This is a genomic window from Ornithinimicrobium pulveris (genome assembly GCF_050261105.1).
Taxonomy (GTDB): Bacteria; Actinomycetota; Actinomycetes; order Actinomycetales; family Dermatophilaceae; genus Ornithinicoccus.
Genome location: NZ_CP189837.1, coordinates 2,332,354 through 2,355,147 on the forward strand (window position 1 = coordinate 2,332,354; position 22,794 = coordinate 2,355,147).

Below are 22,794 nucleotides of genomic sequence, written 5' to 3' on the forward strand. Positions count from 1 at the left end.
GTCGTCCGGGTGCAGCCCCACGACGTCGCCTCCATCCGCACCCTGTCCTCCCCGACCGTCCACCCGGACGGTCGCGACGTAGTCCTCACGCTGACCCGGCCCGACATCGAGGACAACCGCTACCGCTCCAGCCTGTGGCGCCAGCGCCTCGACAACGACGGCAAAGCCACCGGCGATCTCGAGCGGCTCACCGGCAGCACCCGGGACTCCGCCCCGACCTACTCCCCCGACGGCACCCACCTGGCGTTCCTGCGCGCGACCGAGGACGGCCCGGCCCAACTGCATCTCCTGCGCGCCGACGGTGGCGACGCCCGCCGACTGACCGACCACCCGCTGGGAGTCGGCAGCTTCGCCTGGTCTCCCGACTCCAGGATGATCGCGTATGTCGCACGCGTCCCCGACGAGGGTCGCTACGGCACCGACGAGGACATCGCACCCGACCACGAGGCTCCGCGGCTGATCGAGCACGCCGGCTACCTCTCAGACGGGCTCGGCTACGTCCTGGACCGCCCCGCCACAATCTTCCTGCTCAACCTCGACGATCTTCCTGACCCCGACGGCGAGGACGCCGAGGCAGTCCCGGAGAGCCGCCAGCTGACCGCCGGGGCCGGTGACGACCGCAACCCGGTCTTTCTCGACGGCGGGCAGCGGGTCGGCTTCATCGCCTCGCGGGATCGCCGTGGAGCATGGCGCCCCGACACCCTGGTCACCGACCTGTGCTCGGTCGACCTGCGCGGCAAGGGCTTTCGGCGCCATACCGAGGGCACGGGAACGGTCGGCAGCCTGCACGTCGCCGGTGATGGCGTGGTGGTCTACGGGGTCAACGACCTGGGTGAGAGCGGCCAGGACTTCGTCGCTCGCAACCCGGTGCTGCACCGGCTGACCAAGAACGACCCCGGCACCGCTCTCACCGACGCCGAGGCCGACCACCTCGCCTGCACCCCGGCCCTGGGGATCGGCGGCACCCTCGTCGCCGCGTTCGAGCACCGGGGAGACACCGTCGTGCGCGATGTCGACACCGGCGACGTGCTGCTCGACGGACACCTCACCGTGACCGGCCTCGCGGTCGGCGGCGGGGTGGTCGTCGCGACCGCGGGGACGCGCACGTCATACAGCGAGCTCTTCGTCGGCCGGATCGGCGAGCGCCTCACCCAGGTGACCGACCTCGCCGCGCGCCACCTCACCGGCACTGCCGCACCGATCGAGCCGGAGGAGCTCGAGACGACCTCTGCCGACGGCTACCCGGTGCACGGGTGGCTGTTCCGGCCGACCACGAAGCCTCGACGCAAAGCCGGCCACCCGGTCGTGCTGATGATCCACGGCGGCCCCTACACGCAGTACTCCGGCAACCTCTTCGATGAGGCCCAGGTCCTCGCGGGCGCCGGGTATGCCGTGGTGATGGGCAATCCGCGCGGCGGCTCCGGCTACGGCGCCAGCCACGGCCGCGCGGTCAAGGAGGCCATCGGCAGCGTCGATGTGGCCGACCTGACCGCGCTCCTCGACCACGCCCTCACCCTGCACGCGCAGAACCTGGACGCCGAGCGCGTCGGCGTCCAGGGCGGCTCCTACGGCGGTCTGATGACCACCTGGCTGGTCGGGCACACCGACCGCTTCCGCGCCGCGATCAGCGAGCGGGCGGTCAACGCCTGGGACTCCTTCGCCGGGACCAGCGACATCGGCTGGTTCTTCGGCGACGAGTACGTCGGCGCCTATGCCCACGAGCAGTCTCCGCTGACCTGGGCCGACAACATCACCACGCCCACGCTCGTGATCCACTCCGAGCGCGACTTCCGCTGCCCGCTCGAGCAGGGTCAGCGGCTGTTCGCGCGGCTCAAGCGCAATGGGGTGCCCACCAAGCTGCTCATCTTCCCCGGTGAGGGCCATGAACTGACCCGCTCCGGCCAGCCTCGCCACCGGGTGCAGCGCTTCGAGCACATCCTCGCCTGGTGGGACGAGCACCTGCGGTGAGCGTGGGCACGCACGAGTCCCGCGATCGCAGGCTGCTCGCCTGGCTGGGGGCCGGCCTGCTCGCCGGAGGTATGCCGGTTCACGAGGTCGAGGAGGACGTGCACGAGGTCGCGTGGACGCTGGGATATCAACGCGCGCAGGTGGCCTGCTCCCCAACCGGCCTGATGGTCGCGCTGCGCTCCGGCGAGGCGGCGACTTTCGAGCAGGTCGACGGCGGGCTCCGGCTGGACCAGCTGGCCGACGTGCTGGCGGTGCAGGCCGAGCTGCGCTCGGGGCGGATGGCCGTCCAGGACGGCCTGGCCAGGCTCGGCCGGTTGCGGGCGCAGCCGCACCGTTACCGGACTCTCGGCCTCGTGGTCGGCGGCCTGCTGACCGGTGTCGGCATCGGGCTGATCCTGGCGCCGGCCCTGTCCTCGCTGCTGTTCACCCTGGCTGTCGCCGTGCTCACCCCCGCTTTCGTGCTGCTCGGGACTCGCGGGCCGACATGGCGGACGCTCACCCCCTTCCTGGCCGCCTTCACGATCAGCCTGCTCGCCTTCCTCGCTGCCGGTGTGGGGTGGCTGTCCGCGCCGCTGTGGACTCTGGTCGCGCCGATCGCCGTCCTGCTGCCTGGCGCGCTCATCGTCACCGGGCTGACCGAACTCGCGGCCGGCGCCATGGTCGCTGGCAGTTCCCGGCTGGCCTACGGTCTGGTGCAGCTGCTGCTCTTCGTGCTCGGCGTGGGGGCCGCCCTCGCGGTCGTGGGCGTGGCGCCGGAGTCCCTCCAGGAACCTCGCCCCGTCGACCTGGGCTGGTGGGCACCCCTTCTCGGCGTCATCATCATCACCGCCGCGATCTCGCTGATGGAGTCGGTCCCCGCCCGCCAGATCCCCTGGCTCGGCCTGACCGTGCTCGCTACCTTCCTCGCCCAGGCCCTGACCATGTCCGCCGTCCAGACCCGTTGGGCGGGCGCCTTCGCCGGCGCGGTGGTGGCCGCGCTCCTGAGCACGCTGATCGAATACGTGCGCCCCGAGCTGCCCCGCATGGTTGCCTTTCTCCCCAGTTTCTGGCTGCTCGTCCCAGGGTCGCTGGGCCTGATCTCCCTCACCCAGGTCGAGATCGGGCCCGGGGCGGCGGCGTTGGCGGTCGTCGACGTGGTCGTCGTGGTCACCGCGATCGCCCTGGGCGTCCTGGTCGGCTCAGCGCTGGCTCGTCCGCTGCGGCACGTGGCGCGCCAGATCGGCCTGGCCCACCTGCTCCGCACCGTCAGACAGGCGGGATCGCGCGGTGTCGTGTCGAGAAGTGGCGGTCGCGGCGGGCGGCGTAGCGGAAGCGCTTGATCACCTCGTCGCGCAGCTGCTCGGGTTCGACCACCGCGTCGATCACCAGGTCGGAGGCCAGCCGCTCGAGGTCCACGTCCTCGACGTACTCAGCCCGGCGAGCGTCGACATACGCGGCCCGCTCCTCCTCGTCCTCGATCTCGGCGATCTTGTTGGCGAAGACCGCGTTGACCGCCGCCTCCGGACCCATCACCGCGATCCGGGCGGTGGGCAGCGCGATCGTGGCCTCCGGACCGAAGCCGGGGCCACCCATGGCGTAGAGACCCGCGCCATAGGCCTTGCGGACCACCACGCACAGCTGCGGGACCGTAGCCGCGGAGACGGCGGAGACCATCTTGGCGCCATGCCGGATGATGCCCCCGCGCTCGACCTCGCTGCCGATCATGAACCCGGGCACGTCTGCCAGGTAGAGCAACGGGATGCCGTAGGCGTCGCACAGCCAGATGAAGCGCGCGGCCTTGTCGGCGGAGTCGGTGAACAGCACCCCGCCCTTGACCGCCGAGTTGTTGGCCAGGATGCCCACCGTCTGACCGTCGATCCGGCCCAGCCCGACGACCAGCTCCGGGGCGAAGAGCGGCTTGACCTCGAAGAAGCTGTCGTCATCGACGAGCCCCTCGATCACCTCGTGCACGTCGAAGGGCACCGACTCGGCCTCGGGGACCGTGTTGCGGTCGAGCGGGACCGCCGGCTCCTCGGGCTCGTAGTGCGGCACCGGGTCGTGCCAGGTCTCGGGCAGGTAGGAGAAGAAGTGCTTGGCCAGCTCGATCGCCTCGGCGTCGTCGCTGGCGAGCAGGTCGCCGACCCCAGAGACGGTGCAGTGCATCCGCGCCCCGCCCATGTCCTCCAGGCTGACCTTCTCCCCCACGACCATCTCGGCCATCCGCGGGCTGCCCAGATACATCGAGGCGTTGCCCTCGACCATGATGATCAGGTCGGTGAAGGACGGGATGTAGGCGCCACCGGCGGCCGACGGACCGAACAGGCAGCAGATCTGCGGAACCTTGCCGGACAGGGCGACCTGGTTGTGGAAGATCCGGCCGGCGCCACGTCGTCCGGGGAACAGGTCCACCTGGTCGGTGATCCGGGCACCGGCCGAGTCGACGAACCAGAAGAGGGGAAGCTCCTCGCGCAGCGCTGCCTCGGTGGCGCGGATGATCTTCTCCACCGTCCGCGCACCCCACGAGCCAGCCTTGACGGTCGGGTCGTTGGCGACCACGATCGCTGGTCGGCCATCCACCTCACCGCGCCCGGTCACCACGCCGTCGGCGGGCAGGTTGCCTGCGGTGGAGTTGGCGAAGCGGCCGTCCTCGACGAAGGTGCCCTCGTCGAAGAGCAGCTCGATCCGGTCGCGGACGTAGAGCTTGCCCTGGGAGTCCAGCTTGCCCTTGGCGCGCTCGGTCGGCTCCGCCGAGGCCCGGTATGCCGTGTCCAGCCGGCCCCGCAGGTCCGCGACACGGGGATCTGGGTGAGGGTTCTCCATACCCGCCATCCTGTCAGCCGGGCGGGTCACGCGGGCAGGCCGAGGCCGCGGGCGATGAGCATCCGCTGGACCTCCGAGGTCCCTTCACCGATCTCCAGGATCTTGGCGTCGCGGTAGAACCGGGCCACCGGGTACTCCTCCATGAAGCCGTTGCCGCCGAAGATCTGGGTGCCGATCCGGGTCGAGGTGACCGCGGCCTCGGTGGCGTAGAGCTTGGCGATGGCGGCGGCCTGCTTGACCTCGGCCATCGAGCGCTTGCCGGCGGCGTGCTGCTCCTTGAGCCAGGCCGCCTTGTAGGTGAGCGTGCGGGCCGCCTCGGTCATCACGGCCAGGTCCGCGACCTGGAAGGACACACCCTGGTTGACGGCGATCGGCTTGCCGAAGGCGAGCCGCTCCTGGCTGTAACGAGTGGTCTCCTCCAGCATCCGCTGGCAGCAGCCGACCGCGAGCGCCGCGATGGCGATCCGGCCGTCGTCGAGCGTCTTGAGGAACTGCTTGAAGCCGTGGCCACGCTCCCCGAGCAGGTTCGCCTCCGGCACGCGTGCGCCCTCGAAGGTCAGGCCGTGGGTGTCGGAGATGTGCCAGCCGAGCTTGCGGTAGGGCGGCTCGACGACGAAGCCCTCGGTGCCGTTGGGCACGATGATCGCGCTGATCTCGGGGCGGCCGTTCTCCAGCTCGCCGGTCTTGGCGGTCACGGTGACCACGGAGGTGATCTCGGTGCCGGAGTTGGTGATGAAGGCCTTGGCGCCGTTGATGACCCACTCACCGTCCTCAAGGACGGCGCGCGTACGGCTGGCCCCGGCGTCGGAGCCGGCTTCCGGCTCGGTCAACCCGAAGCCGGCGAGCGCCTTCCCGGCGACGAGGTCGGGCAGCCAGCGCTCCTTCTGCTCCTGGCTGCCGTAGGTCTGGATGGGGTTGATCCCGAGCCCGACCCCGGCCTCGAGCGTGATCCCCATCGCCTGGTCGACGCGGCCCAGTTCCTCGATCGCCACGCAGAGGTAGGTGAAGCCCTCCCCCTCCATCCCGGCACCGCCGAACTCCTCGGGCGCTTCCAGCCCGAACAGGCCGAGCTCGCCCATCTTGGGCACCAGGTGCACCGGGAAGTGCGACTCAGCGTCCCACTGCTCGACGTGCGGCGCGATCTCCTGCTCGGCGAAGTCGCGCACGACACCGCGGAAGTCCTCATGGTCCTGGCTGAGTTCGAACACGGGACCATCGTGCTTGACGTGCACGTCAATCGTCAAGCACGATGTCCTGAGCCCTCTTGACGTAAGGACAAGCTGTGACCGCTGCCGAGACCACCTGGACCATCGCCCAGATGGCCGACGACTTCGACGTGACGCACCGCACACTGCGCCACTACGAGCACCTGGGCCTGCTCTCCCCCGAGCGCGAGGGGCAGCGCCGGCTCTACCACCGTCGCGAACGCACCCGCCTGGCGCTGATCCTGCGCGGGCGCCGACTGGGCTTCCCGCTCGAGGAGATCTCCACCATCCTGGGCATGTACGACGACCAGCCCGGCGAAGCGGGGCAGTTGCGCTACCTGCTCTCCCAGATCGATGACCGCCGCACCGATCTGCAGCGCCGCCGACGCGACATCGAGGACAGCCTGCGCGAGCTGGACGAGCTGGAGCAGCGCTGCACCGAGGACCTGGCCCAGTTGCGTTGATCGGTCTGGGTCTAGGGTGTGCGTCATGCCGATCAGCAAGGTCCTCATCGCCAACCGCGGCGAGATCGCCGTCCGCATCGCTCGTGCCTGCAAGGACGCAGGGCTGGGCTCCGTCGCCGTGTATGCCGAGCCCGACCGGGACGCGCTGCACGTCAAGGTGGCCGACGAGGCCTATGCCCTGGGCGGTCAGACGCCGGGTGAGTCCTATCTCGTGCAGGACGCACTGCTCGAGATCGCGCAGCAGTCCGGCGCCGACGCTGTCCATCCCGGCTACGGCTTCCTGGCCGAGAACGCCTCGTTCGCCCAAGCGGTCATCGACGCCGGCCTGACCTGGATCGGCCCTGGACCCGACGCGATCGACTCCCTCGGCGACAAGGTCAAGGCCCGACACATCGCGGTCAAGGCCGACGCCCCCCTCGTGCCCGGCACCAAGGACCCGGTGGAGGGCCCCGACGAGGTCGTCGCCTTCGCCCAGGAGCACGGCCTCCCGGTCGCCATCAAGGCGGCCTATGGCGGTGGCGGTCGCGGTCTGAAGGTGGCGCGCACGATCGAGGAGATCCCCGAGCTGTTCGACTCCGCGGTGCGCGAGGCGGTCACCGCCTTCGGTCGCGGGGAGTGCTTCGTCGAGCGCTTCCTGGACCACCCCCGCCACGTCGAGACCCAGTGCCTGGCCGATCAGCACGGCAATGTCGTCGTCGTCTCCACCCGTGACTGCTCGCTGCAGCGACGCAACCAGAAGCTGGTCGAGGAGGCCCCCGCGCCCTTCCTCACCGAGGAGCAGCACGCCGAGTTGGTGCGCGCGAGCAAGGCGATCATGACCGAGGCCGGCTACGTCGGCGCCGGCACCTGCGAGTTCCTGGTCGGCCCCGAGGGCGACATCTCCTTCCTCGAAGTCAACACCCGTCTGCAGGTCGAGCACCCGGTCACCGAGGAGGTCACCGGAATCGACCTGGTCCGTGAGCAGTTCCGGATCGCCGACGGCGAGGAACTCGGCTACGACGACCCGGTGCCGCACGCGCACTCCATCGAGTTCCGGATCAACGCGGAGGACCCGGGCCGCGACTTCCTCCCTGCCCCGGGCACCGCACTGGTCTTCCGCCCGCCGTCGGGTCCGGGCGTGCGGCTGGACTCCGGGGTGGAGCAGGGCGACGTCGTCGCCGGCGCCTTCGACTCGATGCTCGCCAAACTGATCGTCACCGGCCGGGACCGGCACGAGGCGCTGGCGCGCGCCCGCCGGGCCCTCGCCGAGTTCGAGGTGGAGGGCATGCCGACCGCGCTGACCTTCCACCGCGCGGTGGTCGCCGACCCGGCCTTCGCCCCCGAGGACGACTCCCCGTTCACCGTGCACACCCGGTGGATCGAGACCGACTTCGACAACCAGATCGAGGCCTACTCCGGACCGACCGCGGAGGCACCCACCGGTGAGGAGGGAGAGCGCCAGAAGGTGGTCGTCGAGGTCGGCGGCCAGCGCCTGGAGGTCTCGCTGCCCGCCGGTCTGGCGCTCGGTGGTGGCGGCGGCGCCGCGGCTGGCGGTCGCAAGAAGGCACCCAAGCGCTCCCGCGGCGGCGGTGGGGCCGCTGCGGCGTCCGGCGACTCCGTGACCGCGCCGATGCAGGGCACGATCGTCAAGATCGCGGTCGAAGAAGGCCAGTCGGTGTCCCAGGGTGATGTCGTCGTCGTGCTCGAGGCGATGAAGATGGAGCAGCCGATCAAGGCGCACAAGGACGGCACCGTGACCGGGCTGTCCGCGACCGTCGGCGAGACCGTGGCCAATGGCGCGGTGCTCTGCGAACTGACCGACTGACCGAGAGACCGAGAGACCGACTGTCGGTCGGTGCTCTGTCGGGTCAGTCGGTGATCTCGTGCAGCTGCCGGGCTGCCTCGGCCAGCGAGCCGCTCATCGAGGGATAGACCGTGAAGGTCGAGCTGAACTGGTCGACGTTGAGCCGGTTGGCCACGGCCAGCGCGATCGGGAAGATGAGCTCGCTGGCCCGCGGGCTGACCACGACTCCCCCGACGATCGTCTGGCTGCCCCGGCGCGCGAACAATTTCACGAAGCCGTCCTGGACGTTCTGCATCTTGGCGCGAGGGTTCTTGGTGAGGGGCAGCATGACGGCGCGGGCGTCCACCCGCCCTTCGTCGATATCGGCCTGGCTGACGCCGACCGTGGCGATCTCCGGGTCGGTGAAGATGTTGGAGCTGACCCGGCCCAGGGACAGCGGGGCCACGGCATCGCCCAGCGCGTGCGCCACCGCGATCCGTCCCTGCATGGCCGCGACGGAGGCGAGCGGGAGCACACCGGTGCAGTCGCCGGCGGCATAGACCCCGGGCGCGCTGGTGCGCGAGACTCGGTCGACCTCGATGTGGCCTGAGCGCGTCAGGGTCACCCCGGCCTCCGCCAGGCCCATGTCGGTGGTGTTGGGGATCGACCCGACGGCCAACATCGCGTGGGATCCCGTCACCTCACGGCCGTCCTCCAGCGTGACGACCACCTCCTCCCCCTCCCGGCGGACGGCACCGGCACGCGAGCGGTTGAGCACCGTCATGCCACGTCGGCGGAAAACGTCCTCGACCACGTTGGCCGCGTCGGCGTCCTCACCGGGCAGCACCCGGTCACGGGAGGAGATCAGCGTGACCTGGCAGCCCAGGCCGAGGTAGGCGTGCGCGAGCTCGGCGCCGGTGACGCCGGAGCCGACGACGATGAGGTGCTCGGGCAGCTCCTGGAGGTCCCAGATCTGCTGCCAGGTCAGGATCCGTTCGCCGTCGGGGACGGCCGTGTCCATGACCCGAGGACGGGCACCGGTCGCGATCAGGATCACGTCCGCCTCGATGCGCCGGGAGCTGTCCGCCTCCGCCAGGTCGGCCCCGTGCGGCGAGGGCTCCTCACCCGACTCGACGTCCGGGATGCCCTCGACGATCTCCACGACCCCCGCTCCCGCGAGCCGGCCCGCACCTTGCACGATCTCGATCCCGGCCGACTCCAGCCGTTCGGCGATGTCCCGGCTCTGGGTCTGGGCCAGGCCCATGATCCGGCTGTTGACATCGGTGATGTGCGCGGTGACGCCCTGGTCGCGCGGCACGCCCGCCCCGTCGAAGTGCACGCCGATCCGCTTGGCGGCGCTGAACCGGTCCATGAAGTCCGCGGTGGCGATCAACGCCTTGCTGGGCACGCAGTCGGTGAGCACGGCCGCTCCACCGACACCGGCCCGCTCCACGACGGTGACCTCAGCCCCCAGCTGGGCAGCACCTAGCGCGGCCTCGTAGCCACCGGGGCCACCACCGATGACGACCACGGACCTGTCTGCTGCACTCACGGCCCCTATCCAACCATCTAAGATGCCCAGGGTGACCGACCACTCCCACCTGACACTCACCGACCCGAGCACCGACCCCCGCGACGTCGCCGAGGCCGCCGCAGCCGTCATCGCCGAGCGCACCGGAGCACCGAGGCATGACATCGCGCTGGTCCTGGGCAGTGGCTGGAAGCAGGCGGCCGACCTGCTGGGCGAGGCCGACTGCGAGATCGACAACACCGACGTCCCCGGATTCGCCCCGGCCGCCGTCGAGGGCCACTCCGGCTCGATGCGCTCGATCCCGCTCGAGGACGGCCGGCGAGTGCTCGTCTACGGCACGCGCACCCATTTCTACGAAGATCGCGGGATCCGCGCGGTGGTGCACGCCATCCGGACCGCGGCCGCCGCCGGCTGCACCACGGTCGTCCTCACCAACGGCTGCGGCGGCCTGCGCGCCGAGTGGGCGCCCGGCACCCCCGTGCTGATCAGTGACCACATCAACCTCACAGCAGCCTCGCCGCTGGAGGGCGCGACCTTCGTCGACCTCACCGACCTCTACAGCCCCCGGCTGCGCGAGCTCGCCCGCGAGGTCGACCCTTCGCTCGACGAGGGCGTCTACGTGCAGTTCCGCGGCCCGCACTACGAGACCCCGGCCGAGGTGCAGATGGCCAAGATCCTGGGCGGCGACCTCGTCGGCATGTCCACCACCCTCGAGGCGATCGCCGCCCGCGAGGCCGGCCTGGAGGTCCTCGGGATCTCGCTGGTCACCAACCCGGCCGCCGGCATCAGCCCCACCCCGCTGGACCACCAGGAAGTCATCGAGGCCGGCCAGGCGGCGGCGCAGCGCTGCGGAGAACTGCTCGCCAGGATCGTCGAGCGCATCCGCTGAGGAGAAGCATGTCCGACACCCAGCCCCATGACCTCATCCAGCAGGCCCGCGCCTGGGTGGGCGACGACCCCGACCCGGTGACGCGCGATGAGCTCACCGCGCTGGTGGACCGCTGCACCGCCGGTGACGAGGAGGCCCGCGCCGAGCTGGCCGACCGGTTCTCCGGCTTCCTGGAGTTCGGCACCGCGGGCCTGCGCGGCGCCCTCGGAGGCGGGCCCAACCGGATGAACCGAGCCGTGGTGATCCGCACGGCCGCCGGGCTCACGGCATACCTGAAGCAGGAGCTGGGGCTGGCCGGGCAGCAGCGCGGCCCGGTCGTGGTGATCGGCTTCGACGCCCGCCACAACTCCGACGTCTTCGCCCGCGACACCGCTGCGGTCGTGACCGGCGCGGGCGGGCGGGCGCTCGTCCTCCCCCACCCGCTGCCCACCCCCGTGCTCGCCTTCGCGATCACCCACCTGGGCGCCGACGCGGGCGTGATGGTCACCGCCAGCCACAACCCGCCCGAGGACAACGGCTACAAGGTCTACCTGGGCGACGGCTCCCAGATCGTGCCGCCGGCCGACTCCGACATCGCCGCCCAGATCGCCCGGGTACGCGCGGTCTCCCAGGTCGCGATGGTGCACGACTCCGACCGTTGGGAGACCCTCGGCGAGGAGGTGATCGAGGCCTACCTGTCCAAGGCGGTCGCGGTCCTGGACCCCGCCAGCCCGCGCGAGCTGTCCGTGGTGCACACCGCCCTGCACGGGGTCGGGTCCCAGATCCTGCGCGACGCCTTCGACCGCGCTGGCTTCCCCGCCCCGGCGACGGTGGCCAGCCAGGAGGAGCCGGACCCGCTCTTCCCGACCGTCTCCTTCCCCAACCCCGAGGAGCCTGGCGCGATCGACGCCGCCCTCGAGCTCGCCGGCGAGCTCGGACCGGACCTGGTCATCGCCAACGACCCGGACGCCGACCGGTGCGCCCTGGCTGTGCTCGACCCCGCTGCCGATGGCTGGCGGATGCTGCGGGGCGACGAAGTCGGTGCGTTGCTGGGCCAGCACGTCATCGACCGCGGACGCGCCGGCGGTGACCGCCGGGTACTGGCCCGCTCGATCGTCTCCTCCCGCCTGCTCGGCGCGATGGCGGCGGACGCGGGACTGGAGCCCGAGGAGACGCTGACGGGCTTCAAGTGGATCGGCCGGGTCAAGGGATTGGCCTACGGCTATGAGGAGGCGCTCGGCTACTGCGTCGACCCGGCGACCGTGCCGGACAAGGACGGGATCACCGCGGCGCTGCTGGCCGCCGAGCTGGCGGCCACGCTCAAGGCGCAGGGCCGGACGCTCCTCGACGTGCTGGACGAGCTCGCGGTGCGCCACGGCGTGCACCAGACCGATGCCTTCTCGGTGCGCGTGAGTGATCTCTCCCTCATCCCGCCCGTGATGCAGCGACTGCGCTCGGAGCCGCCCGCTGAGCTGGGTGGCGTCGAGGTCACCACCACCGAGGACCTCGCCGAGGGCGCCCAGGGGTTGCCGCCGACCGAGGGGCTGCGCTTCGAGCTGGCCGACCGGACGCGGGTCATCGTGCGCCCGAGCGGCACCGAGCCCAAGCTCAAGGTCTACCTGGAGGCGATCGTGCCGGTGGAGGGCGAAGCCGGGCTGGCTGAGGCGCGCGCCGAAGCCGGGCGTCGCCTCGCTGCCGTCCGGTCCGGTATGGAGAAGCTCACCGAGGTCTGAGCTGCGCCCCGGCCGCGTTGAGCTCAGGAGTGCCCTCAGCTGAGCAAGGCGCTGAGGGCGAGGATGACGGCCACCATCAGGGCGCCCACGGCGAACCAGGACGGGCTGCGCACCACCCGCGTGGGTGCTCCGGTCCGCTCCCCGCCGTCCAGCCGCCAGCGCTGCATGGTCCGGTAGACGTCATCGGAGACACCTTGCGCAGTGACGCCGCCACGGCCCCGGTGGCGGGTGGTCTCGGCAAAGTCATCGAGGCGGCGGCGGGGCACCATGTCGCGCCGGACGGGCACGGCCCAGGCGCTGGTGCGACCGCCCTCGGTGTCGAGCAGCTCCAGGGACCACCGCGTGCTGATGTCCTCGATCGCGCCGAAGGGCACCACGCTGTCGGTGACGACGTTGACCACGCGCAAGCCCTCGGTATACAGCTCCACGCGGGGCCGGAGGAAGAGCGCCCACCCCGCGACACCCACAGCCACCACGAGGGCGACCGGGTGGAGAAGGTCTGCGGTGTGTCCGACCGAGATGTCTCGCAGCGTCATGGAGCCCAGCACGACACCGGCCGCGATCATCGCCCAGCCGACGAAGCGCGCGGGCAGGGTCCGGTAGACCCGGACCAGATCCGAGCCGGGTGGCAACGCTGCGGGGACCGGACTCACGCGGCCGAGTCTAAACTCTCCCCTCATGGATCAGACCCGGGTGATCGTCCTTGCCGGCCCGAGCGGGGCCGGTAAGTCACGCTTGGCCCGACGGTTGCAGACCGCCCATGGCTGGCCCCTGCTGCAGCTCGACGACTTCTACCGAGAGGTGGGCGACCCGGGCCTGCCGATGAGTCCGCTGGGGCTGGTGGACTGGGACGACGTCGGGTCCTGGGACCTCGAGGCGGCGCTGACCGCGCTGGAGTCCCTGTGCCGCAGCGGCTCCGCCGATGTGCCCGTCTACGACCTGTCGACCTCCAGCATCGTGGGGCACCAGGTCGTGACCACGCAGGGAGCGCCGGTGGTGGTCGCCGAAGGGATCTTCGCGGCCCACGTCATCGCCGAGCTCGAGGCGCGGGGCCTCCTGCTCACCGCGTGGTGCGTCCGCAACCGACCGTGGGTGACCTTCGGTCGACGCCTCGTCCGCGACCTCGCCGAACGCCGCAAGCCGCCGCTGACCCTGTGGCGTCGGGGGCACGTTCTACGCCGCGCCGAGCCGGGTATCGTGGCAGCCCAGCAGGCGCTGGGGGCCACCCCGGTGACCGCCCGGGAGGCCGAGTCGATGTCCGAGTCGTTGGCCGCGAACGTGAGGAGTGCAGGGGGATGACGTTCCCGCAGGGGCCCACCGACCCGCCGCCGACGACCCCTACTCCCCCTCCGCTGCCTCCCCCAGGATCCGCCGGCCCGGCCTTTCCGTCCGCCGGCCCGGGCTCGTGGCAGCACCTGCCACCTGAGCAACTCCAGCGGCTGCACCAGCCGGGGATCGTCCCGTTGCGCCCCCTCCACCTCTCCGACATCTTCGGTGGCGCGCTGGCCACCATGCGCCGCAACCCCACGGCCACCATCGGGATGGCACTGCTGGTCCTCACCGCCCTCCTGGTCCCCTCGGCGCTGGCCTCGCTCGCGATCGCCGAGTACGTCCAGGCTCCGGCGACGGACCGTGGGGCGCTGATCACCCTGACCGGCATGGTCTTCTCGATGATCGCTTCGGTGGCGCTGACCGGAATGCTGGTCCACGTCGTGGGTGAGGCCGTCCTCGGCGACCGCGTCGGGCTGGGTGAGACCTGGCGCGCGGTCCGTGGCCGCCTGCCCGCCCTGATCGGCACCATGCTGCTGATCTCACTCGGGTTGTTCCTCGTGGTCGGCCTCTTCCTCGCCGCGGTCATCGGCCTGGTCGTGGCGCGCGGGGACGCCAGCGGCCCGTGGTTGATCCTCACTCTGGTGCTCGGGATGCCCCTGCTGACTGTCTTCATCGTGTGGGCCGGGTGTCGGCTCTCGCTGGCGACCTCGGCGGTCGTCCTCGAGCGCGCGGGGCCGCTGCGCGCCATCCGCCGCGCCTGGTCGCTGAGCACCGGGGGTCAGGGCTGGCGGATCGTCGGCATCACGCTGCTCGCCGGTCTGGTCACCGGGATCTTCTCCACGATGGTCCAGATCCCGATCTCCACGGCGCTCGTCCTCGGGCTGGGCCTGGGCTTCGACACGCTCACGCCCGTCCACCCCGCCGCGATCCTCAGCGACCATCTCGTCCAGGTGATCGTCGGGGCCTTCGCCACCCCGTTCACCGCCGGGGTCACCGCGCTGCTCTACCTCGACCAACGGATTCGCCGGGAAGGGCTGGACCTGACCCTTCTGCGCGCGGCGCAGGCCCGCCGCGAGCGTGCGTGATCCCGACCGGGACGAGGCCCGCGACTGGTTGCGGGAGGAGCTCGCCCGTCCCGGCTACGACCAGCGCGAGTCCGTCGTGGAACGGGTCCGACGCTGGTTCACCGAGCTGATCCCTGACCTCCCGCTGGGCACCGGGGCCCTGCCCTCCTGGTTCACCTGGGTCTTCCTGGCCGGCATCCTGCTCGCCGCCGTCGCCCTGGTCGCGTTCACCACCCGTGCGCGCTGGCGTCGGGCGGCCCTGGACGCCCGTCAGGGCACGCGGAGCGGCGCTGTGCTGGAGGGGCGATTGCTGACCGCCGCCGACTACCGCGCGGGGGCCCGCGCCGCGCTGGATGCAGGTGATCATGACGCGGCCGTCCTGGACGGCTACCGGGCTCTCACCGCGCACGCCATCGAGCGCACGCTGCTGGACGACCGGCCCGGGCACACCGCCCACGAGGTCGCGGTCAGCCTCGGCCCCGTCTTCCCCGACCGGGCACCCGACCTCACCCGGGCTGCCGACCGCTTCGACGCGGTGCGCTACGGCGACCGCCGCGCCGATGCCGCCGAGGCGCGGGCGATGCTGGAGCTGGACGCCGCCCTGGCCGAGCTGCGGCCGGCGCTAGAGGGGGCTCGCCGATGAGCACGGGCTCGGTGCGCCGCTGGGCACCCTGGATCCTGCTGGCCCTGGTCGCGGCCGTGGTCAGTGCGCTGCTGGCCAGCACTAGAGCTCCGGCGACGCCCTACGACCCGACCAGCGCCCACCCCACCGGCACCCGCGGCCTCGTCGAGGTGCTGCGGGACCGGGGCGTGAGCGTGGACGTCGTGGACGGCACCCGCGCCCTGACAGCCGGTGACCGGCCGCCCGGGGCGGGCACGACCGTCCTGCTGCAGCACACGGCATACCTGGGGCCCCGCAGCGGTCCGGACCTGGTCGGCGAGCTGGCCGATGTCGACCGGCTCGTCATTCTCGTCGCCTCACCCCAGCAGGATCCGTCCGTGCTCGGCGTACCCGTGGTCGCCCAGCCCGGTCTGGGCTCCCCGGCGGCCGGCTGCACGTCGCCCACCCCCCTCGTCCGCGAGGGCGACGCGATCGCGAGCGCTGATGTCTTCCTCCAGCCCGGCGACGCGAGCGGGGCTGACGTCGACGAGGGCACGCTGACCTGCTTCGGGGACGAGCTGGGCGGCTCCGGAGCCGGGGCGCTGCTGCACCTGCCCGCCGCCGCGGACCGGCCCGAGATCACTCTCGTCGGCTTCCCCGGAGCGCTCACCAACGGCGAGATCCTGAAGGAGGCCCACGCCGCCCTCGGGATGCGGTTGCTGGGCGGCAGCGACCGGCTTGCCTGGGTCGTGCCCAACCCGGCGGACGCTGGGAATGATGTTCCCACCGGGCTGTGGGATGTGCTGCCCCGCAACATGACCGCCTCGGTGGTGCTGCTCGCCGCGGCCGTCCTGGCGCTCGCGCTGTGGCGCGGACGACGGCTGGGGCCAGTCGTGACCGAGCCGCTGCCCACCATCGTGCACGCCTCGCAGACCACCCGCAGCCGCGGGCGCCTCTACCGCCAGGCGGCCGATCGGGAGCACGCCCTGGCCGCGCTGCAGGAAGGCTCGCGCCACCGGCTGCGCGCCCGACTCGGGCTGCCGACGTCCACTCCGGCTGACTCGCTCACCCGCGCGGTCGCGGACGCGACCGACCGACCACACGACGCGATCCACCGGCTCCTCACGGACCACCGCTCAGCCGCCGCGGACGACGCGGCCTTCGTGACCACCGCCCGGGAGCTGCGCTCCCTCGAGGAAGGACTGAACCGATGACCGAACCTGGCACCTCCCAGAACCCCGAGCACGCGCGCGAGGCGCTGCAGGCCGTCACCGACGAGGTCGCCAAGGCGGTCGTCGGGCAGCAGGCCGCGGTGTCCGCGCTCGTCGTGGGCCTGCTCGCCCGCGGGCACGTCCTGCTCGAAGGGGTCCCGGGCGTGGCCAAGACGCTCCTGGTCCGCGCCCTCGCCGCCGCGCTCGATCTGCGCACGACCCGGGTGCAGTTCACCCCCGACCTGATGCCCGGTGATGTCACCGGCTCGATGGTGTACGACAGCGGCCGCGGGGACTTCACCTTCCGCCCCGGGCCGGTCTTCACCAACCTGCTGCTCGCCGACGAGATCAACCGCACGCCCCCCAAGACCCAGTCATCGCTGCTCGAGGCGATGGAGGAACGGCAGGTCACCGTGGACGGCACCAGCCATCCGCTACCCTCGCCCTTCCTGGTCGCGGCCACCCAGAACCCGGTCGAGTACGAGGGCACCTACCCCCTGCCCGAGGCACAGCTGGACCGCTTCCTGCTCAAGGTGACGCTGCCGTTGCCGCCGCGGGAGGACGAGATCCAGGTGATCGATCGCCACTCTCGAGGCTTCGACCCGCGGGATCTCGCCGCGGCGGGCATCCGTCCGGTGGCGTCGGCGGAGGCCATCGCCGCCGGCTCGGCGGCCGTACGCCAGGTCCAGGTCGCTCCCGAGATCATCGGGTATGTCGTGGATCTGGCCCGCGCGACCCGCACGTCCCCGTCGCTGCAGCTGGGGGTCAGCCCCCGGGGCGCGACGGCTCTGATGGGCACGGCCCGCGCCTGGGCCTGGCTCCAGGGGCGCAACTTCGTCACCCCGGATGACGTCAAGGCCCTGGCTCCCGCGACGCTCGGCCACCGGTTGGCGCTGCGCCCCGAGGCCGAGCTCGAGGGCGTGACGACCGAGTCGGTGCTGCAGTCCGCCCTCGCCTCGGTGCCGGTCCCGCGCTGAGCGGGTGAGGTCGTCAGGAGTGGTGTCGTCAGGAGTGGTGTCGTGATCGTCCGCGGACCGGTGGTCGCCCTGGTGCTGCTGGGGCTGCTGCCTGCTGCCCTGTGGCCGGCGACCGCAGGGCCGATCGCGGCCGTCTGGCTCCTGGGCGTGGCTGTCCTCACGCTGGTGGACCTGCTGCTGACACCCTCCCCTCGACAGGTGGAACTCAGCCGCTCGCCCGACCCGCAGGTGCGTCTGCACGAGCCCACCTCGACCACCCTCACGCTGGTGAACACCTCCGCCCGGGACCTGCGAGGCTGGCTGCGCGACGCCTGGGTGCCGTCGGCGGGGGCCGGTGAGACACGGCATACCGTGGACCTGCCCGGCGGGGAACGGCGCCGGGTCAGCACCGAACTGCGGCCCACCCGGCGTGGGGACCGCCCGGCGAGCGGGGTCACGCTGAGGCTGCACGGACCGCTCGGGCTGTCCGGCCGGCAGCGCACCGTCGAGGTTCCCGGGGTGGTGCGCTCGCTGCCGCCCTTCCGGTCCCGGCGCCACCTGCCCAGCCGCCTCGCCCACCTGCGGCAGCTGGATGGCCGCTCCGCGGTCCGGACCCGGGGGCAGGGCACCGAGTTCGACTCCCTGCGCGACTACGTCGAGGGCGATGACGTCCGCTCGATCGACTGGCGGGCGACCGCCCGCCGCCAGCACGTGGTCGTGCGCACCTGGCAACCGGAGCGGGACCGGCGCGTGATCATCGTCATCGACACCTCCCGCACCAGCGCGGCCAGGGTCGGGGACGAGCCGCGGCTGGACGCCGCCCTGGATGCCGCGTTGCTCCTGACCGCGCTCGCCACCCACGCGGGCGACCGCGTGGACCTGCTCGCCGGGGACCGCGTAGTGCGCACGAGGGTGGGCTCCGGCACCGCTCGCACCGCCCTGCTGAACCGGATGGTGACCGCCCTGGCCCCGCTGGAGCCGGTGCTGGTGGAGGCCGACTGGACCCGGCTCGCGGGCGCGGTGACGGGTCTGACCCGCCGGCGGGCGCTGGTGGTGCTGCTCACCCCGCTGGAGCCGGCCGCGGTCGAGGCCGGCCTGCTGCCTGTGCTGCCGACGCTGACCGCCCATCACCGCGTCATCCTCGCCTCGGTCGCCGATCCCGAACTGGAGGACCTGCGGGCCGACCTCGGTGGGCTCAGTGCGGTGTATGACGCCGCCGCCGCCGAGCGGACCCAGGAGTTGCGACGTCGCACGGCGCAGGCCCTGCGACAGCTGGGGGTCAGCCCGATCGAGGCGACACCGGACGATCTGCCGGTCGCGCTGGCCGATCACTATCTGGCGTTGAAGGCCCGAGGACTGCTGTAGGGCTGAGCGGGTGGCGAGCGGGGATAGAATCGCGGACGTGCCACGACGACGCGGGGAAGCCCAGGGCGCCAAGCCGGAGAAGCCCTCCCAGAGCACCCGTCACCCTCAACCCCAGGACCTGACCAGGTTCGCCTGGCTCTCCATCGCGGCCGCAATCGTCACCATCGGGCTCAAGGGCAGCGCCTGGTTGATCACCGGCTCGGTGGGTCTGCTCTCCGACGCCGCCGAGTCCACCGTCAACCTCGTGGCCGCCGTCGTGGCCTTGGTCGCCCTACGGGTGGCGATCCGTCCGCCGGACCGCAAGCACAACTATGGCCACAGCAAGGCGGAGTACTTCTCCGCCGCGGTCGAGGGAGTGATGATCTTCGTTGCCGCGGCCGTGATCCTCGTGGCCTCGATCGAACGTTTCATCAATCCGGTGGCCCTGGAGAATGTCGGCCTCGGCCTGCTCATCTCGGTGGTCGCGGCCGTCATCAACGGCGTCGTGGCCTGGATCCTGATCCGGGCCGGCAACGCACACCGCTCGATCACCCTGGTGGCCGACGGCAAGCACCTGCTGACCGATGTGTGGACCTCCGTAGGCGTCGTGGTCGGGGTGCTCCTGGTCTGGTTGACCGGCTGGGAGCGGTTGGACCCGATCATTGCCTTCCTCGTCGGCATCAACATCTTGGTGACCGGCTGGGGGCTGCTGCGCGCCTCGACCGCCGGCCTGATGGATGTCAGCCTGCCCGTCGAGGACAACGCCCGGATCCGCGAGATCATCGAGCGCTTCACGACCGAGGAGATCCAGTTCCACGCCTTCCGGACGCGAGAGGCGGGGCACCGGCGGTTCATGGAGATGCACCTGTTGGTCCCCGGCGCGTGGTCGGTCAAACGGGGGCACGACCTCGCCGAGGACATCACCGACGCCCTGCTGGAGGAATACCCGGACCTGCGGGTCAGCCTGCACCTCGAACCGATCGAGGACCCGCGGTCCTATGAGGACATCGGGGTCTAGCCCGCGGTCGGCGCCACGTCCGCCTGCAGCTCGCGGCCGACATCCCCGGTCACCCCAGCCTGGGCTGCCCGGCGTCCCAGGATGAGGGCGTAGGCGAAGAACAGCAGGAGGGCGAGCACGCCGATGCCCACGCGCGCCCAGGTGGGTAACGGCGACGGCGTCACGAACCCCTCGATCACCCCGGAGATCAGCAGCACCAGCACCAGACCCAGGGCGACGCCAGCCGCGGTCCGGCCCTCCGCGGCCAGGCTCGCCAGCCGGGTCCGCCGGCCAGGTGCCACCCAGGACCAGAACAGCCGCAGCCCGACCCCGGCGGCGACGAAGATCGCCATCAGCTCCAGGAGCCCGTGCGGGGTGAGCAGACCCCAGAAGACATCCGCGCGGCCGTGCCGGTGCATGAGCGAGCCGATGATGGCCACGTTGGCAATGTTCTGCCACAGCAACCAGATCACTGGGAAGCCGAGCACCCCCATCCCGATGCAACGCGCGGCCACCCAGGCGTTGTTGACCCAGACCAGGGTGGAGAAACTGCTGGCCGCGTGCTCGGAGTAGTAGCTCTCGAAGTCGGACTGGACGAGTTGGTCGACCTCCTCAGCGCTGATCAGCGAGTTCTCGACCACGGGGTTGTGGAACAACCACCAGCCCAGCGCCAGACCCACGACCACGTTGACGACGGCGGTGATCCCCCACCACCACCGAAGGCGGTACAGCGCCGCCGGGAAGTCCTCCGCCAGAAAGCGCCCGATGCCGACCCAGGAGAAGGTGGGCACGCGCGATGCCCGCCCCCGAGCCCGGCCGATGACCATGGACAGGTGGCGCACGACGCCGTCGTCCGGGGCCGTGGAGCGCACGACGGACAGGTCGGTCGCAGCGCGCTGATAGCCCTCGAGCAGCTCATCGGCCTGGGCACCGGTGAGGCGACGGCGACGGGACAGGTCGTCCAGCCGTCGCCATTCCCCCTGGCGGCGTCCCACCAGCGCGTCCAGATCCACGGCAACCACTCTAGGTAGTCTTGCGCCATGGCGACCAGGGGGATCTTCGAGACCCAGCGTTTCGTCACGGGGGAAGCGGTCGAGATCGAACTGCCCGCGGCCAGCCTCCCGCTACGCATGGTGTCCGGTCTGATCGATCTGGTGGTGATGGTGCTGGGGGTGCTGCTCATCGTGTGGGTGGCCCCGGTGGGCATCCTGGTGCAGGACGAGGCCCTGGCCCAGGCCTTCGTGATCGTCATCATGGCGATGGTCATGGCGATCGTGCCGATCACCCTGGAGACGGTGCTGCACGGCCGGACTGTGGGCAAACTCATCATGGGGCTGCGCACGGTGCGCGACGACACCGGTCCGATCGGCTTTCGCCACGCGGTCATCCGGGCACTGGTCGGTTCGGTCGAACTCTGGATGACCGCCGGAGGCGTGGCCCTGATCGCTGCGGCCACCAACGAACGGGCCAAGCGGCTCGGGGACTTCGCGGCCGGCACCTATGTGGTGGTGGACCGGAGCCGATTGCACCTGCCACCGGCGCCCACGATGCCACCCGAGCTCGACCAGTGGGCGAGGCAGGCAGACATCGGGGTGCTCCCGGACGCGTTGGCGGTCGCGTGCCGACAGTTCCTGGCGCGAGCCGGAACCCTCGTGCCGGACTCTCGGGCCCGCACCGGCCACGAGCTGTGCGTGGCGGTCCTGCACTACATTGCTCCGCCTCCCCCGCAGTGGGCCGGGGCGGAGCACATCCTGGCGGCAGTGCTCACCGAGCGACGCCGTCGCGACGAGCAGCGGCTGGATCGGGCGCAGGCACTCCGGGATCGGGTGCTGGGGCGTGAGCGGACCACTCAGCCCGAATGACCTCTCAGCCCACGTCGTAGGCGGGCTTGAGGACCTGCTCGATGATCTCGATCCGCTCGTCGAAGGGCAGGAAGGCGGACTTCATCGCGTTGACCGCCACCCGCCGCAGGTCCCCCCTCGTCCACCCGGCACGCTCCACGAGCAGCTGCGCCTCTTTGGTCATCGAGGTGCCGCTCATCAGCCGGTTGTCGGTGTTGAGGGTGACGCGGAAGTGCAGGTCCTTCAGCAGCGTGATCGGGTGCTCCTCGATCGAGGGAGCCGCCCCGGTCTGGACGTTGCTGCTCGGGCACATCTCCAGCGGGATCCGGGTGTCCTTGACATAGGCCGCCAGCGGGCCCAGAACCACGCTGCGGGGGTCGCTCGCGGCTCGCTCCAAGGCACCGGGGAGGTCCTCGGTCACCGGGTGTCCGTCGATCGTGATGTCGTCGACGAGGCGCACCCCGTGCCCGAGGCGCTCGGCCCCGCACCACTGGATCGCCTCCCAGATGCTGGGCAGTCCGAACGCTTCTCCGGCGTGGATCGTGAAGTGGGCGTTGTGCTGGCGCAGGTAGTCGAAGGCACGCAGGTGCCGGGTGGGCGGGTGGCCGTCCTCGGCACCGGCGATGTCGAACCCGCACACCTCCTCGCCGAGGTGGCGCACGGTGAGCTCGGCGATCTCCTCCGAGCGGGCAGCGTGGCGCATCGCGGTGAGCATGGCCCGCACCCGGATCCGGTCTCCGGCACCAGCCGCCTCCTCCTCGCCCTCGCGGAACCCGGCGTTGACCGCCGCCACGACCTCGTCCAGGCTCAGCCCCTGCGCGAGGTGCTGCTCCGGTGCATAGCGGACCTCGGCATACACGACACCATCGGCAGCCAAGTCGACGGCGCACTCGCGCGCCACGCGCCGGAGCGCGTCGGCCTGCTGCAGAACGCCCACCGTGTGGTCGAAGGTCTCCAGGTAGCGCACCAGCGAGCCCGAGTCCGCGGACTCGGCGAACCACCTGGACAGGGCGTTGACCTCGTCGGCCGGCAACGCGTCATATCCCTGCTCCTGGGCGAGCTCCAGCACGGTCGCGGGGCGCACCCCGCCGTCGAGGTGATCGTGCAGCAGCACCTTCGGCAGGGCGGCGACATCGAGGGTCTGGTCGGCGGCGCGGTCGGGTGAGGCGGTCATACCG

Annotated in this window: 20 protein-coding genes; 14 read left to right on the forward strand and 6 right to left on the reverse strand. The window is 71.5% G+C overall.

What is annotated here, in order from left to right:
- Positions 1–9: 9 nt before the first annotated feature.
- Together ACQBAT_RS10900 and ACQBAT_RS10905 are read left to right on the forward strand one after the other, a co-directional pair.
- Positions 10–1,968, forward strand: coding sequence for a S9 family peptidase (locus tag ACQBAT_RS10900; protein ID WP_420746986.1), 1,959 nt, complete (start codon positions 10–12; stop codon positions 1,966–1,968).
- Entirely contained in the window at positions 1,947–3,287 is a 1,341-nt protein-coding gene (locus tag ACQBAT_RS10905) for a threonine/serine ThrE exporter family protein (RefSeq protein WP_420746987.1), read from the forward strand. The genes ACQBAT_RS10900 and ACQBAT_RS10905 overlap by 22 nt, the downstream gene beginning before the upstream one ends.
- On the opposite strand, the gene ACQBAT_RS10910 is transcribed toward ACQBAT_RS10905, so the two are convergent.
- Both ACQBAT_RS10910 and ACQBAT_RS10915 read right to left on the reverse strand, forming a co-directional pair.
- Positions 3,214–4,767 (reverse strand): acyl-CoA carboxylase subunit beta, encoded by a 1,554-nt coding sequence (locus ACQBAT_RS10910; RefSeq protein ID WP_420746988.1) that lies wholly within the window; start codon positions 4,765–4,767, stop codon positions 3,214–3,216. The two genes, ACQBAT_RS10905 and ACQBAT_RS10910, sit on opposite strands and share 74 nt — an antisense overlap.
- A gap of 26 nt (positions 4,768–4,793) precedes the next feature.
- Positions 4,794–5,975, reverse strand: a complete 1,182-nt coding sequence (locus ACQBAT_RS10915; RefSeq protein ID WP_420746989.1) for an acyl-CoA dehydrogenase family protein — start codon at positions 5,973–5,975, stop codon at positions 4,794–4,796.
- A 110-nt stretch (positions 5,976–6,085) separates the two neighbouring features.
- Here ACQBAT_RS10915 and ACQBAT_RS10920 point away from each other — a divergent pair, with 110 nt between their 5' ends.
- The gene (locus ACQBAT_RS10920) at positions 6,086–6,436 is read left to right on the forward strand and encodes a MerR family transcriptional regulator (protein ID WP_420747138.1); all 351 of its coding nucleotides are present in this window, start codon (positions 6,086–6,088) and stop codon (positions 6,434–6,436) included.
- Between the two features lie 25 nt (positions 6,437–6,461).
- Positions 6,462–8,240 carry an acetyl/propionyl/methylcrotonyl-CoA carboxylase subunit alpha gene (locus ACQBAT_RS10925; RefSeq protein WP_420746990.1) on the forward strand — a complete coding sequence of 593 codons (1,779 nt, stop codon included), beginning with the start codon at positions 6,462–6,464 and terminating at the stop codon, positions 8,238–8,240.
- A gap of 43 nt (positions 8,241–8,283) precedes the next feature.
- Here the strand turns inward: ACQBAT_RS10925 and ACQBAT_RS10930 are convergent, their stop codons facing one another.
- Positions 8,284–9,750: an NAD(P)H-quinone dehydrogenase gene (locus ACQBAT_RS10930; protein WP_420746991.1), complete on the reverse strand. Its 1,467-nt coding sequence runs from the start codon at positions 9,748–9,750 to the stop codon at positions 8,284–8,286.
- A gap of 22 nt (positions 9,751–9,772) precedes the next feature.
- Here ACQBAT_RS10930 and ACQBAT_RS10935 point away from each other — a divergent pair, with 22 nt between their 5' ends.
- Complete coding sequence (locus tag ACQBAT_RS10935; RefSeq protein ID WP_420746992.1) at positions 9,773–10,618, forward strand: purine-nucleoside phosphorylase; 846 nt, start codon at positions 9,773–9,775, stop codon at positions 10,616–10,618.
- Positions 10,619–10,626: 8 nt separating this feature from the next.
- Positions 10,627–12,330, forward strand: coding sequence for a phospho-sugar mutase (locus tag ACQBAT_RS10940; protein WP_420746993.1), 1,704 nt, complete (start codon positions 10,627–10,629; stop codon positions 12,328–12,330).
- Positions 12,331–12,365: 35 nt separating this feature from the next.
- Here the strand turns inward: ACQBAT_RS10940 and ACQBAT_RS10945 are convergent, their stop codons facing one another.
- Complete coding sequence (locus ACQBAT_RS10945; protein WP_420746994.1) at positions 12,366–12,983, reverse strand: hypothetical protein; 618 nt, start codon at positions 12,981–12,983, stop codon at positions 12,366–12,368.
- Between the two features lie 25 nt (positions 12,984–13,008).
- Here ACQBAT_RS10945 and ACQBAT_RS10950 point away from each other — a divergent pair, with 25 nt between their 5' ends.
- From ACQBAT_RS10950 to ACQBAT_RS10980, 7 genes are read left to right on the forward strand one after another with little or no spacing between them, the layout of a single operon-like run.
- Entirely contained in the window at positions 13,009–13,629 is a 621-nt protein-coding gene (locus tag ACQBAT_RS10950; protein ID WP_420746995.1) for a uridine kinase family protein, read from the forward strand.
- Positions 13,626–14,687, forward strand: a complete 1,062-nt coding sequence (locus ACQBAT_RS10955) for a hypothetical protein (RefSeq protein WP_420746996.1) — start codon at positions 13,626–13,628, stop codon at positions 14,685–14,687. The genes ACQBAT_RS10950 and ACQBAT_RS10955 overlap by 4 nt, the downstream gene beginning before the upstream one ends.
- Positions 14,680–15,309: a DUF4129 domain-containing protein gene (locus tag ACQBAT_RS10960; protein ID WP_420746997.1), complete on the forward strand. Its 630-nt coding sequence runs from the start codon at positions 14,680–14,682 to the stop codon at positions 15,307–15,309. The genes ACQBAT_RS10955 and ACQBAT_RS10960 overlap by 8 nt, the downstream gene beginning before the upstream one ends.
- Positions 15,306–16,481, forward strand: coding sequence for a DUF4350 domain-containing protein (locus ACQBAT_RS10965; protein ID WP_420746998.1), 1,176 nt, complete (start codon positions 15,306–15,308; stop codon positions 16,479–16,481). Before ACQBAT_RS10960 ends, ACQBAT_RS10965 begins: the two co-directional genes overlap by 4 nt.
- A complete protein-coding gene (locus ACQBAT_RS10970; RefSeq protein WP_420746999.1) occupies positions 16,478–17,455 on the forward strand; it encodes an AAA family ATPase in 978 nt (325 codons plus the stop codon). The genes ACQBAT_RS10965 and ACQBAT_RS10970 overlap by 4 nt, the downstream gene beginning before the upstream one ends.
- Before the next feature lie 42 nt (positions 17,456–17,497).
- Positions 17,498–18,799, forward strand: a complete 1,302-nt coding sequence (locus tag ACQBAT_RS10975; protein ID WP_420747000.1) for a DUF58 domain-containing protein — start codon at positions 17,498–17,500, stop codon at positions 18,797–18,799.
- A gap of 37 nt (positions 18,800–18,836) precedes the next feature.
- Complete coding sequence (locus ACQBAT_RS10980; protein WP_420747001.1) at positions 18,837–19,796, forward strand: cation diffusion facilitator family transporter; 960 nt, start codon at positions 18,837–18,839, stop codon at positions 19,794–19,796.
- Here ACQBAT_RS10980 and ACQBAT_RS10985 read toward each other — a convergent pair.
- A complete protein-coding gene (locus ACQBAT_RS10985) occupies positions 19,793–20,788 on the reverse strand; it encodes a stage II sporulation protein M (RefSeq protein WP_420747002.1) in 996 nt (331 codons plus the stop codon). The genes ACQBAT_RS10980 and ACQBAT_RS10985 overlap by 4 nt on opposite strands.
- A gap of 27 nt (positions 20,789–20,815) precedes the next feature.
- Here ACQBAT_RS10985 and ACQBAT_RS10990 point away from each other — a divergent pair, with 27 nt between their 5' ends.
- Positions 20,816–21,637: an RDD family protein gene (locus ACQBAT_RS10990; RefSeq protein ID WP_420747003.1), complete on the forward strand. Its 822-nt coding sequence runs from the start codon at positions 20,816–20,818 to the stop codon at positions 21,635–21,637.
- Between the two features lie 4 nt (positions 21,638–21,641).
- On the opposite strand, the gene ACQBAT_RS10995 is transcribed toward ACQBAT_RS10990, so the two are convergent.
- Complete coding sequence (locus tag ACQBAT_RS10995; protein WP_420747004.1) at positions 21,642–22,790, reverse strand: adenosine deaminase; 1,149 nt, start codon at positions 22,788–22,790, stop codon at positions 21,642–21,644.
- Positions 22,791–22,794: the final 4 nt, after the last annotated feature.

What these genes read in the sequence shown, in the direction of transcription:
- ACQBAT_RS10910 (WP_420746988.1), bottom strand. Translation starts at nt 4,767, where the DNA reads ATGGAGAACCCTCACCCAGATCCCCGTGTCGCGGACCTGCGGGGCCGG.
- ACQBAT_RS10920 (WP_420747138.1), top strand. Translation starts at nt 6,086, where the DNA reads ATGGCCGACGACTTCGACGTGACGCACCGCACACTGCGCCACTACGAG.
- ACQBAT_RS10925 (WP_420746990.1), top strand. Translation starts at nt 6,462, where the DNA reads ATGCCGATCAGCAAGGTCCTCATCGCCAACCGCGGCGAGATCGCCGTC.
- ACQBAT_RS10935 (WP_420746992.1), top strand. Translation starts at nt 9,773, where the DNA reads ATGCCCAGGGTGACCGACCACTCCCACCTGACACTCACCGACCCGAGC.
- ACQBAT_RS10940 (WP_420746993.1), top strand. Translation starts at nt 10,627, where the DNA reads ATGTCCGACACCCAGCCCCATGACCTCATCCAGCAGGCCCGCGCCTGG.
- ACQBAT_RS10950 (WP_420746995.1), top strand. Translation starts at nt 13,009, where the DNA reads ATGGATCAGACCCGGGTGATCGTCCTTGCCGGCCCGAGCGGGGCCGGT.
- ACQBAT_RS10955 (WP_420746996.1), top strand. Translation starts at nt 13,626, where the DNA reads ATGACGTTCCCGCAGGGGCCCACCGACCCGCCGCCGACGACCCCTACT.
- ACQBAT_RS10965 (WP_420746998.1), top strand. Translation starts at nt 15,306, where the DNA reads ATGAGCACGGGCTCGGTGCGCCGCTGGGCACCCTGGATCCTGCTGGCC.
- ACQBAT_RS10970 (WP_420746999.1), top strand. Translation starts at nt 16,478, where the DNA reads ATGACCGAACCTGGCACCTCCCAGAACCCCGAGCACGCGCGCGAGGCG.
- ACQBAT_RS10990 (WP_420747003.1), top strand. Translation starts at nt 20,816, where the DNA reads ATGGCGACCAGGGGGATCTTCGAGACCCAGCGTTTCGTCACGGGGGAA.
- ACQBAT_RS10995 (WP_420747004.1), bottom strand. Translation starts at nt 22,790, where the DNA reads ATGACCGCCTCACCCGACCGCGCCGCCGACCAGACCCTCGATGTCGCC.